This window comes from Bradyrhizobium sp. 61, from assembly GCF_023073075.1.
Lineage (GTDB): Bacteria > Pseudomonadota > Alphaproteobacteria > Rhizobiales > Xanthobacteraceae > Bradyrhizobium > Bradyrhizobium barranii.
In genome coordinates, this window is sequence record NZ_JADPIU010000082.1 from 235836 (window position 1) to 248033 (window position 12198).

A 12198-nucleotide genomic window follows, 5' to 3' on the forward strand; every position below is an offset into this window, starting at 1 on the left:
AGTCCAAGGGTTAGCCCAAGCGCTGGACAGAACCGGCTGCATTTTCGGGCTTCTGTTCGTATACGAACGGAACTAGGCTTCCTTCCATTGGATCATCCTGGAGGGAGGCGAACGATGCTTGATCGACGACAAATCCTCGCGGCGCTTGGGACAAGCGCTCTCGTAGCCCTTGCTCCAACCGCGCTCCTTGCGGCCGCATCGATCAAGCCGGACGATGCCTCCGCGCTGCTCGTGATCGACGTGCAAAACTGCTTCCTGCCCGGCGGCAGCCTCGCCGTTAAGGAAGGCGAGCAGGTCGTTCCGGTCATCAACAAGATGGCGAAAGCGTTTGCGAACGTGGTGATGACCCAGGACTGGCACACGCCGGGCCACATCTCGTTTGCGTCAGTGCATTCCGGCAAGAAGCCGTTCGAGACCGTCGATCTTCCTTACGGCAAGCAGGTGCTGTGGCCCGACCATTGCGTGCAGGGCACCGATGGCGCCGCGCTGTCGAAGGACCTTGCGATCCCGCATGCCGAGCTCATCATCCGCAAGGGTTTTCACAAGGACGTCGACAGCTATTCGGCCTTCCTGGAAGCCGACGGCAAGACCTCGACGGGCCTCGCCGGTTACCTGAAGGGCCGCAAGATCAAGCGCGTCTTCGTCGCCGGCCTCGCGACAGACTTCTGCGTCGCCTGGACCGCGCTCGATGCGCGCAAGGCGGGCTTCGAGGTCTATGTGGTGGAGGACGCCTGCCGCGGCATCGACACGCAGGGTTCGCTCGCAAAAGCCTGGGCCGACATGGCCAAGGCCGGCGTGAAGCGGATTCAGTCCGCGGATATCGCGGTGAGCGCGTAAGCGGCGCGAAAAGCTGCCAAACCCTCATCCTGAGGAGCGTGCTCCTTAGCACGCGTCTCGAAGGATGAAGGCCGAGCTGCAACAGCCGGGCCTGCATGGTTCGAGACGGCGCTGACGCGCCTCCTCACCATGAGGATCAACCAGTGCGCCGCTCAGTTCACTTCGTTGCTGTTCGCAGCCGGTGCAGCCTTGGTGCCGCCCTTGGCGACACCGACCAGCGCCGGGCGCAGCACGCGCTCGCCGATGGTGTAGCCGGCCTGCATGACCTGCACGACGGTGCCCGCAGGCACCGACGCATCCGGCACCTCGTACATCGCCTGCTGGAAGTTCGGGTCGAACTTCTGGCCCTGCGGATCGAACTTCTTCACGCCGTGCTTTTCCAGCGCGTTGAGCAGCGAGCGCTCGGTGAGCTCGACGCCCTCGATCAGCGAGGTCAGGCCCGGGTCGGCCGCGGCACGGGCCTCGGCCGGAACGGCATCGAGCGCACGCTGGAGATTGTCGGCGATGTCGAGCACGTCGCGGGCGAAGCCGGTGATGCCGTAGAGGCGGGCATCGGCGACTTCCTTGGTGGTGCGCTTGCGCAGATTTTCCATCTCGGCCAGCGTCCGCAGCATGCGGTCGCGCGCCTCGGCGGCTTCCTTCTGCAACAGCTCGACCGAGCCGGGCTCCGGATCGTCGGGCATGATGTAGGGTTTTGACACCACCGGCTCGTCGGTCGGTGGGGTCGTGTCGTCGGGCTGCCGGTCTCGATCGGTCATCGGCTCTCTTCTCGAACTCGTCTCAAGGGATTGTTGGCCCGGATATCGTGCCTAAGCTCACGAAAATCAAGCGCCCGTGATCGGAGGAAACGCCGATCAGCCCCCCAGGAGGCGGCTGACGATGCGCGCGGCGTAGTCCACGGTCGGGATTACGCGGGCATAATTCAGCCGCGTCGGCCCGATCACGCCCAAAACGCCGACGATATGGCCGGCGGCATCCCGATAGGGCGAGATGATGGTGGAGGAGCCTGACAAGGAAAACAGTTTGTTCTCCGAGCCGATGAAGATCCGCACGCCCTCGGCGGTCTCGGCGCGCCCCAGAAGGTCGATCACGCCGCGCTTGGTCTCGAGATCGTCGAACAGCAGGCGAACGCGCTCGAGATCCTCCAGCGCGTGCAGATCCTCGAGCAGATTGGCGTGGCCGCGAACGATCAGCTGGCGGTCCTCGTTCTCGCCGCCGGACCAGCTCGCAATGCCGGCCGAAATCACCTTCTGCGTCAGTTGGTCGAGCTCGGCGCGGGCTTCGCCGAGCGCGGTTTCGAGCTCGAGCCGCGCCTCGGCCAGCGTGCGGCCGCGAATCCGCGCATTGAGGAAATTACCGGCTTCCGTGAGCGCCGAGGAGGGAACTCCTGGCGGCAGCGACAACACGCGGTTTTCGACCTGACCGTCCTCGCCGACCAGGATCACCAGCGCCTTTTCGGGTTCCAGCCGGACGAATTCGATGTGTTTCAGCCGCGCATTGGATTTCGGGGTCAACACGACCGCTGCGGCGCGGGTGAGACCGGACAGCCGCGTCAGCGCCTCCGACAGCGCCGCCTCGACCGATTGGGCGTGACCCACCGACGTCAACTGGCTCTGGATCGACTGCCGCTCGGCGTCATTGAGGTCGCCGACCTGCATCAGGGCGTCGACGAAGAAGCGCAGGCCGAGTTCCGTCGGCAAGCGGCCGGCAGAGGTGTGGGGCGCGTAGATCAGGCCGAGCTGTTCCAGGTCGGCCATGACGTTGCGGACCGAGGCCGGCGACAGCGGCATCGCGATCAGCCGCGAAATATTGCGCGAGCCGACCGGCTCACCGGTCGCGAGATAGCTTTCGACAATTTGACGAAAGATGTCGCGGGAACGCTCGTTGAGCTGGGCGAGGCCTGCGCGCGGCGCGATCAGATGGATCGGATCGTGATGGGCCACGGACGGTAACTCCTCTCAGACGCTTATAATTTGTCCATCCCGGAGGGTTCTGACAAGCGTGGCGTTTGCGGGGTGGAAAACCCGGGGTGAAAAAGCCTTGCCGCCCACCCTCACCCCACCTACAAGCACCGCGAATAGCCCTTTTCCGAGAGTTTTGGAGGATTTCCCATGCGGCCAAGCCGCCGTGCGCCCGACGAATTGCGCCCCGTGACGCTGGAGCGCGGCGTGGTCAAATATGCGGAAGGCTCCTGCCTGGTGAAATTCGGCGACACCCATGTGCTGGTCACCGCCACGCTGGAAGACCGCCTGCCGCCGTGGCTGAAGGGCCAGGGCCGCGGCTGGGTCACCGCCGAATACGGCATGCTGCCGCGCGCGACCTCCGAACGCACCCGCCGCGAGGCCTCCGCGGGCAAGCAAAGCGGCCGTACCGTCGAGATTCAGCGCCTGATCGGCCGCTCGCTTCGTACCATCGTCGATCTCGAAGCGCTCGGTGAGCGCCAGATCACGGTCGATTGCGACGTGCTCCAGGCCGACGGCGGCACGCGCACGGCCTCGATCACCGGCGCCTGGGTCGCGCTCGCCGATTGCATCAACTGGATGAAGGCGCGCAACATGATCAAGGCCAAGGTGCTGCGCGACAACGTCGCCGCGATCTCCTGCGGCATCTACAACGGCACGCCCGTGCTCGACCTCGACTATGCCGAGGATTCGGAAGCCCAGACCGACGCCAATTTCGTCCTGACCGGCGATGGCCGCATCATCGAGGTGCAGGGCACCGCGGAACGCGAACCGTTCACACAGGACGAATTCCTCGCGCTGATGGCGCTGGCCCAGAAGGGTATCGCGCGGCTCGTGGACTTGCAGAAACTGGCCGTCGCGTAGTCAATAAGCCCATGCACCGCCGAATCACTGGAAAGCTCGTCATCGCGACCCACAATCCCGGCAAGCTCGCCGAGATGAAGGAGCTGCTCGCGCCTTGCGGCATCGAGGCGGTGTCGGCCGGTGAGCTCGGCCTGCCCGAGCCCGACGAGACCGGCAACGATTTCCGCAGCAACGCCGCGATCAAGGCGATCGCGGCGGCGCAGGCGACCAAGCTTCCCGCCTTCGCCGACGATTCCGGCATCGTGGTCGACGCGCTCGATGGCGCGCCCGGCATCTACAGCGCGCGCTGGGCCGGTCCAGCCAAGAATTTTGCCGCGGCGATGGCGCAGATCGAGCGCCTGTTGCAGGAGCGCGGCGCCACCACGTCCGACAAGCGCACCGCGCATTTCGTATCCGCGCTCTGCGTCGCCTGGCCCGACGATCATCTCGAAGAGGTCGAGGCGCGCGTCGACGGCAGCTTGGTCTGGCCGCCGCGCGGCACGGCCGGCTTCGGTTATGATCCGATGTTCCTGCCCAATGGCCACGATCGCACGTTCGGCGAGATGACCAGCATCGAGAAGCACGGCCTGCCGCCGCTCGGCCTCGGCCTGTCGCATCGCGCCCGCGCCTTCGTGAAACTGGCGGAGATCTGCCTTGAGCCGCGCTAAGCAAGCTTTCGGCGTCTATGTGCACTGGCCGTTCTGCCTGTCGAAGTGCCCCTATTGCGACTTCAACAGCCACGTCCGCCACGCCGCGATCGACGAGACGCGCTTCGCTTCAGCTTTCGCGCGTGAAATCGAAACGACCGCACAGCGTGCGCCCGGGCGTGAAGTCACCTCGATCTTCCTCGGCGGCGGCACGCCGTCGCTGATGCAGCCCGCAACCGTCGGCGCGGTGCTCGATGGCATCGGCAAGCATTGGCACGTCGCCAGCGATGTCGAAGTGACGCTGGAAGCAAACCCGACCAGCGTCGAGGCCACGCGCTTTGCCGGCTATCGCGCCGCCGGCGTCAACCGCGTCTCGCTCGGCGTGCAGGCCCTCGACGATGCCTCGCTGAAAGCGCTGGGCCGCATGCACAACGCCCGCGAGGCGCTCGATGCCGTCGCCATCGCGCGCCGCTCGTTCGACCGTTATTCGTTCGACCTGATCTACGCCCGCCCCGACCAGACGCCGGCGATGTGGGCCGACGAGCTGCGCCTCGCGATCGATGAAGCGGCCGAGCATCTGTCGCTCTATCAATTGACGATCGAGGAAGGCACGCCGTTCTTCGGCCTGCACCAGGCCGGCAAATTGAAGACGCCGGACGAAGCGGTCGCGCGCGCGCTCTACGACGTGACGCAGGAGACCTGCGACAAGCTCGGCCTGCCCGCCTACGAGATTTCAAATCACGCGCGGCGCGACGCCGAGTGCCGGCACAATCTGGTGTACTGGCGCGGCGATGAATATGCCGGCATCGGCCCCGGTGCCCATGGCCGCCTCGACATCGACGGTATCAGGCACGCCACCGCCACCGAGAAGCGTCCCGAGGCCTGGCTGATGCGCGTCGAGACCAACGGCCACGGCAACGTCACCGACGATCTCCTCAACAGCGAGGAGCGCGCCGACGAATTTTTGCTGATGGGACTTCGCCTCGCCGAGGGCATCGACCCCGAACGCTACAGCGCGCTGTCGGGCCGCCCGCTTGATCCCAAGCGCATCGCGCTGTTGCGCGAGGAGGGTGCGATCATCGTCGATGCGACGGGACGGCTGCGGGTCACGAGCAGCGGATTCCCGGTGCTGGACGCCGTGGTCGCGGATCTCGCCGCGTAGCGAGCTGCCGTCGGGTGGGCAAAGCGGAAGCGTGCCCACCATTTTCACAGCATTTGCAGGCAGATGGTGGGCACGGCGCGAAGCGCCTTTGCCCACCCTACGGCAGTTACGCCCCAAAGCTCTTCGGCGAGCCCGCGACCGCCACGCCACCACCCGTCGTCACCTTCATCACGGCGAGGCCGCGCTCGTTGGTGCCATCGGCGCGGAAGCGGAACAGGCCGTCGATGCCGGCGAAACCGGAAGGGTTGGTGAGCACATCCGGCGAGAAGCGCGTCGGGCCCTGCGTGCGCGCGAGCGCGGCGACGAGGGCGACCGCGTCATAGGCGAGCGTCGCGGTGCGGATCGGCTCGGCGCCGCATTTGGTGCGGTAGCGGCCGGAGAAGGCGCGGAAGCCGGCCGGGTCCGGCGCGGCGTAGAGACCGCCTTGCAAGTTCGCATTGGCATAGACACGCGGACTGTCCCACAGGCCGGTGCCGAGCAGCTGGATGTTGCGCAAATTCGCGCCCGCGGCCGTCATCGCATCGGCCACCGCGACGACGGCATCGCCGTCATCGGCGATGAACAGCGCATCCGCGCTGCCGAGCTGCTGCGCCACGGTGCGTGCCGGCGTCGCGCGATCGGCGCCGTATTTCTCGAAGGCGACAATGCGGCCGCCGCGCCGCGGCACCGCCGCCTTCACCGCGGCCTCGACGACATTGCCATAGGCATTGTCGGGCACGAGCACGGCGACCGAGCGCTTTCCGATGCTCGCGGAATATTCGACGATGCGGTTGACGTCGGACTCCGGCAGGAAGCTCAGCAGAAAGACGCCGCGGCCGGCGATGCTGGAATCGGTCGAGAACGCGATCACCGGGATGCCGCGCGTACGCGCGACCTGCGCCACCGCCGGCACCGACTGCGCGAACAGCGGGCCCAAGATGATCTCGGCGCCCTCGTCGACCGCCTGCTGCGCGCCCGCCTGGGCGCCTTGCGGGCTGCCGTTGTCGTCCTTGATCAGGAGCTGGATGTTGGGATTCTGGAACTCGGCCAGTGCCATCTCGGCGGCGTTGCGCATCGACTGCGCGGCGAGGCCGGCATTGCCGGCGGCCGAGAGCGGCAGGATCACGGCAACCTTCACCCCGCCGCTGCCGGCGGTGGTGGCCTGTTGCGGCGGTCCGGCCGGCTGAGCCGGGGCCGGGGAGGAGCTGCTGAACGGGTTGGAGAACTGGCTGAGACTCTGCTGCACGCCGGCGCAGGCCGACAGCAAGGGGGCGCCGAGCAACAGGCCGAGTGCGCTCCGCCGGGTCGCCCCCAATAATCGGGAGCCCTGAACGGGAGATTTAGGATCGCGCGGGCCCAGCATCACAACTTCTCTTCTGACCGGCCGTCGGCCGGCTGGTCACAACATTCTTTCCACGACACAAGCCGCGGATTCAGGCATATTGTCGGCAAATAGTTAACTAAAACAAAAGGATAATGACCACTTAACGCGGCCACACCTCAAGCCCTGGCTAGCTGTCCACCATCCGTCACCCGCATCAAGGTGGCGTTTCCGCCGCGAATGTGGCGCCGACGCTTCATTCCCTCTGCAATGTGATGCCGGATGGATCACATTCCAGTCCTTCCTCACCCCTGACCTGGCGCGATCTTTTTCCGAGGACCGGTTCCCAGCCCCCGGGATCATGCCTAAGTTCGATTCATTATGCGCGTAAAGCCGAGCCCGATAAATACACCTGAAGCGACGGATCCCGCCTCGCGCGGTTTCTCCATCGACGCCCATCGGCTGACGGCGCCGAAGGCGGCGCCGGGCCTCCATCTGGTCGCCACCCCCATCGGCAATCTCGGCGACATCACGCTGCGCGCGCTTCAGACGCTCGCCGGCGTCGACGTCATCGCCTGCGAGGACACCCGCATCACGCGGCGCCTGACCGAGCGCTACGCGATCACGGCGCAGCTCAAGCAATATCACGAGCACAACGCGGAAGCGGCGCGTCCGAGGATCCTGGAGGCGCTGGGGCAGGGCGGCTCGATCGCGCTGGTGTCGGATGCCGGCACGCCGCTGATCTCCGACCCCGGTTTCAAGCTGGTGCGCGAGGTCTGCGCAGCCGGCCATGCGGTCTACGCGCTGCCCGGCCCGTCCTCGGTGCTGGCCGCGCTGTCGGTCGCCGCATTGCCGACCGACCGCTTCTTCTTCGAGGGCTTTCTGCCGGCGAAATCCGCCGCGCGAAAATCGCGCCTTGCGGAGCTCGCCCGCATCGATGCGACGCTGGTGATGTTCGACTCCGGCAACCGCGTCCAGGACACGCTCGCCGAGCTTGCTGAGATCATGGGCACGCGCGAAGCCGCGATCTGCCGCGAATTGACGAAACTGCATGAGGAGATTTCGCGCGCGCCGCTGCAGGAGCTGGCACGCGGAGCGGACACGCTGGAGACGCGCGGCGAATTCGTGCTGGTGATCGCGCCGCCTGCGGCGGACGCGGAGCTGCTGACCTCGGATGCGCTCGACGGTCTCCTGCGCGAGCAGCTCGCCGCGCACAGCGTCAAGGATGCCGTCGCGCATGCGGTCGCGCTCTCGGGCCGACCGCGCCGCGAGGTCTATGCCCGCGCGCTCGAGCTCGCAAAGGACCTGAGGGACGGCGATGGCGAAGACTGAGGGCGCGGAACCGAAAGTCGCCTCGCCCGAGCGCGTCGCTGCGTTCCGCACCGGCATCTCCGCGGAGAGCCGCGCCGCCGCCTATCTCATGGCCAAGGGCTACCGCATCCTCGCCAAGCGCTACCGCACCCCACATGGCGAGATCGACATCGTGGCGCGCCGTCGCAACCTGATCGCCTTCGTCGAGGTCAAGGCCCGCGCGACGCTGGATGACGCCGCCTTCGCCGTGACCCCGCGCCAGCAGCAGCGGATCATCGACGCCGCGCAAGGCTGGCTCGTGGCGCATCCCGAGCATGCCGAATTCGAACTGCGATTCGACGCCATGCTGATTGCGCCGCGCTCACTTCCGCGCCATGTGTTGGCGGCATTCGACGCCTCGACCTGAAAGGCAGACCATGAAACTGAACGTCGCCGTCCAGATGGACCCCATCGCCCGTATCAACATCAAGGGCGATTCCACCTTTGCACTGCTCCTGGAGGCGCAGAAGCGCGGCCACGGCCTGTCCTATTACACGCCCGACAAGCTCTCGATGGTCGGCGAGGAGATCGTCGCGCCCATCCAGCTCCTGACCGTGCGCGACGAGCCCGGCAATCACTTCACGCTGGGCGAGCCCAGGCGCGAAGCGCTCAACGGCTTCGACGTGGTGCTGCTGCGCCAGGATCCGCCGTTCGATCTCGCCTACATCACCTCGACGCATTTCCTGGAGCGCATCCATCCGAAGACGCTGGTCGTCAACGATCCCGCCTCGGTGCGCAACGCGCCGGAAAAACTGTTCGTGATGAACTTTCCGCAGCTGATGCCGCCGACGCTGATCTCGCGCGATCTCGACGAGATCAACGCCTTTCGCGACAAGCATGGCGCCGTCGTAATGAAACCGCTGCACGGCCATGGCGGCGCGGCGGTGTTCCGCGTGATGCCGCAGGACATGAATTTCGGCTCGCTGTTCGACATGTTCTCGGTGACGTTTAGGGAGCCGTGGGTGATCCAGCAGTTCATCCCCGAGGTGAAGCACGGCGACAAACGCATCATCCTGGTCAACGGCGAGTTCGCCGGCGCGGTCAACCGCGTGCCGGCCGCCGACGACCTCCGCTCCAACATGGTGCGTGGCGGCGCCGCGCAGGAAACCGAGCTCACGCCACGCGAGCGCGAGATCTGCGCGACGGTTGGCCCGGCGCTGCGCGAGCACGGCCTGCTGTTCGTCGGCATCGACGTCATCAACGGCAACCTCACCGAGATCAACGTGACATCGCCGACGGGCATCCGCGCCATCGCGCGGCTCGGCGGACCTGATGTCGCGGCGAAGGTCTGGGACGTGATCGAGCAGAAGCGGGCGAAGTAGGGCGCTCACTCGTAGCCCGGATGGAGCGCAGCGAAATCCGGGATCACACCGCGCGCTGCACGAGCCCGGATTGCGCTTCGCTCCATCCGGGCTACGGACATCAATTGAAACACGAGGAAGTACGCTCCTCACCCTGAGGAGCGACGACCGCGCACGCTGCGCGAAGCGCCCATGACTAAACCACCCATTCACCATGACGCCGCGCGCATCGTTCGAACGAACGTCCCGCTCTGCGTGAATCTACGGGGCCACTGGCCGACCGGATAACGCGACGTTCACCATCTGCCCAGAACGCGCATCGTCACGGGCCATCACACTCGGCCTCGCAACACCCCTTATACCTTTACTCCCTACTCATCGACGCAGGGGAACCCGCCACGTGCGGTTCGAGTGCCCCGCGTAAGAGTAGAAGCGTATGAACACCGCACGCATTGTCGTTCTCGTCATCGCGCTGGGCGCCGGCGGCGTCGCTGCGTATCTGGCGAGCGGCTTCGACAACAAGCCCGCGCCCGCCCTACCCGTCGCCGAGAAGCTGCCGACGGTCGAGGTGCTGATCGCGAAGAACGACATCCAGCTCGGCCAGGCCGTCAAGCCCGAGGACCTGCAATGGCAGTCCTGGCCGGCGGCGACCGCGAGCAGCGCCTTCATCCGCCGCGACAGCAGGCCCGACGCCCAGACCCAGATCGCAGGCTCGATCGCGCGCGTGCCGTTGATGCAGGGCGAACCGATCCGCGAGCAGAAGCTGGTGAGGGCCGAGGGCTCGGGCTTCATGGCCGCGATCCTGCCCTCCGGCATGCGGGCCGTCTCCACCGAGATTTCAGCCGAGACCGGCGCCGGCGGCTTCATCCTGCCGAACGACCGCGTCGACATCGTCCTGACGCGGCGCCTGAAGAACCCCGATGGCGCCAACGGCGCGACCGGCGGCAACGACCTGATCCTGTCGGAGGTCATCCTGAGCAACATCCGTGTGCTCGCGATCGACCAGGCGCCGAAAGAAAAAGACGGCCAGAACGCCGTGCTCGGCAAGACCGTCACGCTCGAGCTCAAGCCGGACCAGGTCGCGACGCTGTCGGCCTCGCGCCAGGGCGGCACGCTGACGCTCGCGTTGCGAAGCATCGCCGATGCCAACGCGTCGGAGATTTCGATCGAAGACCTGACGGCCAAACGGCCCGGCGGCGTGAACGTGATCCGCTACGGGGTGCAGGCACGGCAACTGACGTCACAGAAGTGATGATGGGGACACCATGAACTACGGGGATGATCGGACGGGCCTGCGCATTCGGGGGAAGCGCGCGCGCTCGTTCTGGACGGGGGCGGTGCTGATGCTGGGGCTGATCGCAGCCCCCGACTTCGTCAGCGCGGCGGATGCGCCGGTCGGCGACCAGGCGCCGATGCAGGCGCCGGATCTCGGCGTGTCGCCGGTTTCGACCATCGCACCTGCACGCACGCGCTCGCTGTCGCTCGGCGTCGGCAAGTCCGTCGTCATCGATCTGCCGCGCGAGGTCAAGGACGTGCTGGTGGCCGATCCCAAGATCGCCAATGCAGTAATCCGCTCGTCGCAGCGCGCCTATATCATCGGCGGCCAGGTCGGCCAGACCAACGTCGTGTTCTTCACCGCCGACGGCCAGCAGGTTGCCGCCTACGACATCGCGGTGAAGCGCGATCTCAACGGCATGCGCACGGCGCTGCGCCAGTCACTGCCGGGCGTGCAGATCGAAGGCGTCGGCGACAGCGTGATGCTGACCGGCTCGGTGTCGAGCCCGATCGAGGCCCAGCAGGCCGGCGACGTCGCCGCAAAACTCGTTGGCGGCGCTGACAAGGTCGTCAACAACATCGTCGTGCGCGGCCGCGACCAGGTGATGCTCAAGGTCGTCGTCGGCGAAGTCCGCCGCGACATCGTCAAGCAGCTGGGCGTCGACCTCAGCGCCAGCCTGAATGCCGGGACGGCGGTCGTGAACTTCAACAATTCCAACCCGTTCTCGGTCTCTGGCGGACCGATCGTCGGCAGCAACGGGCTCGGCGTGGCCGGCCTCGCCAAGGGTGTCGCCACCGTCAGCGCCACGATGCGCGCGATGGAGAGCGCCGGCGTCATGCGCACGCTCGCCGAACCGAGCCTGACCGCGATCTCGGGCGAATCCGCCACCTTCATCGCCGGCGGCGAATTCCCGATCCCTGCAGGCTATTCTTGCGATCCGGTCACCCACGTCTGTACCACCCAGGTCACCTACAAGAAGTTCGGCATCTCGCTGAACTTCACCCCGCTCGTGCTCAGCGAAGGCCGTATCAGCCTGCGCGTGATGACCGAGGTCTCGGAGCTGTCGAACACGAACGCGATCACGCTGACGCAGGCGGTGTCCTCGACCTCGAGCAACTCGATCACCATCCCCTCGGTCCAGACCCGCCGCGCCGAGACCACGCTGGAAATTCCCTCCGGGGGCTCGATGGCGATGGCCGGCCTGATCCAGCAGAAGACCAAGCAGGCGATCAACGGCCTGCCCGGCGTCGACCAGGTGCCGATCATCGGCGCGCTGTTCCGCAGCCAGGACTTCGTCAACAACGAGACCGAGCTGATGGTGATCGTGACGCCCTATGTGGTGCGCGCGGTCGCCCAGAAGGAATTGTCGCGGCCCGACGACGGCTTTGCGCCGGCCTCGGACGCGCAGACGGCGCTGCTCGGCCGCATGAACCGGCTCTATGGCATCGCGCGCAGCGTCGATCCGATCGAAGGCAGCCGCGGCGATTTCGGCTTCATCATCGACTGAGACGGACGGTTTGG

The 12198-nt window shown here is 66.4% G+C and carries 12 protein-coding genes; 9 read left to right on the forward strand and 3 right to left on the reverse strand.

Going from position 1 to position 12198, the window contains the following annotated elements; translation table 11 throughout:
- Positions 1 to 114 precede the first annotated feature (114 nt).
- Positions 115 to 837 (forward strand): bifunctional nicotinamidase/pyrazinamidase, encoded by a 723-nt coding sequence (gene pncA / locus IVB46_RS31990; RefSeq protein WP_028155509.1) that lies wholly within the window; start codon positions 115 to 117, stop codon positions 835 to 837.
- A gap of 152 nt (positions 838 to 989) precedes the next feature.
- Here the strand turns inward: pncA and grpE are convergent, their stop codons facing one another.
- Positions 990 to 1595, reverse strand: coding sequence for a nucleotide exchange factor GrpE (gene grpE / locus IVB46_RS31995; protein ID WP_063980247.1), 606 nt, complete (start codon positions 1593 to 1595; stop codon positions 990 to 992).
- 96 nt (positions 1596 to 1691) lie between these two features.
- Positions 1692 to 2780: a heat-inducible transcriptional repressor HrcA gene (gene hrcA, locus IVB46_RS32000; RefSeq protein WP_063980248.1), complete on the reverse strand. Its 1089-nt coding sequence runs from the start codon at positions 2778 to 2780 to the stop codon at positions 1692 to 1694.
- A 168-nt stretch (positions 2781 to 2948) separates the two neighbouring features.
- On the opposite strand from hrcA, the gene rph reads away from it, so the two are divergent.
- From rph to hemW, 3 genes are read left to right on the forward strand one after another with little or no spacing between them, the layout of a single operon-like run.
- Positions 2949 to 3662 carry a ribonuclease PH gene (rph, locus tag IVB46_RS32005; protein ID WP_014490830.1) on the forward strand — a complete coding sequence of 238 codons (714 nt, stop codon included), beginning with the start codon at positions 2949 to 2951 and terminating at the stop codon, positions 3660 to 3662.
- Positions 3663 to 3673: 11 nt separating this feature from the next.
- Positions 3674 to 4309: an RdgB/HAM1 family non-canonical purine NTP pyrophosphatase gene (gene rdgB, locus IVB46_RS32010; protein WP_247306378.1), complete on the forward strand. Its 636-nt coding sequence runs from the start codon at positions 3674 to 3676 to the stop codon at positions 4307 to 4309.
- Positions 4296 to 5450, forward strand: a complete 1155-nt coding sequence (gene hemW, locus IVB46_RS32015) for a radical SAM family heme chaperone HemW (protein ID WP_247306381.1) — start codon at positions 4296 to 4298, stop codon at positions 5448 to 5450. Before rdgB ends, hemW begins: the two co-directional genes overlap by 14 nt.
- Before the next feature lie 106 nt (positions 5451 to 5556).
- Here the strand turns inward: hemW and IVB46_RS32020 are convergent, their stop codons facing one another.
- The gene (locus IVB46_RS32020) at positions 5557 to 6792 is read right to left on the reverse strand and encodes a penicillin-binding protein activator (protein WP_247306384.1); all 1236 of its coding nucleotides are present in this window, start codon (positions 6790 to 6792) and stop codon (positions 5557 to 5559) included.
- A 339-nt stretch (positions 6793 to 7131) separates the two neighbouring features.
- On the opposite strand from IVB46_RS32020, the gene rsmI reads away from it, so the two are divergent.
- From rsmI to IVB46_RS32045, 5 genes are all read left to right on the forward strand, one after another.
- Entirely contained in the window at positions 7132 to 8082 is a 951-nt protein-coding gene (gene rsmI / locus IVB46_RS32025) for a 16S rRNA (cytidine(1402)-2'-O)-methyltransferase (RefSeq protein WP_063980252.1), read from the forward strand.
- Positions 8069 to 8467, forward strand: a complete 399-nt coding sequence (locus IVB46_RS32030; protein WP_071908793.1) for a YraN family protein — start codon at positions 8069 to 8071, stop codon at positions 8465 to 8467. Before rsmI ends, IVB46_RS32030 begins: the two co-directional genes overlap by 14 nt.
- A gap of 10 nt (positions 8468 to 8477) precedes the next feature.
- A complete protein-coding gene (gshB, locus tag IVB46_RS32035) occupies positions 8478 to 9422 on the forward strand; it encodes a glutathione synthase (protein WP_247306386.1) in 945 nt (314 codons plus the stop codon).
- 415 nt (positions 9423 to 9837) lie between these two features.
- Positions 9838 to 10653, forward strand: coding sequence for a Flp pilus assembly protein CpaB (gene cpaB, locus IVB46_RS32040; RefSeq protein WP_063980255.1), 816 nt, complete (start codon positions 9838 to 9840; stop codon positions 10651 to 10653).
- 13 nt (positions 10654 to 10666) lie between these two features.
- Positions 10667 to 12184: a type II and III secretion system protein family protein gene (locus tag IVB46_RS32045; RefSeq protein WP_247306389.1), complete on the forward strand. Its 1518-nt coding sequence runs from the start codon at positions 10667 to 10669 to the stop codon at positions 12182 to 12184.
- Positions 12185 to 12198: the final 14 nt, after the last annotated feature.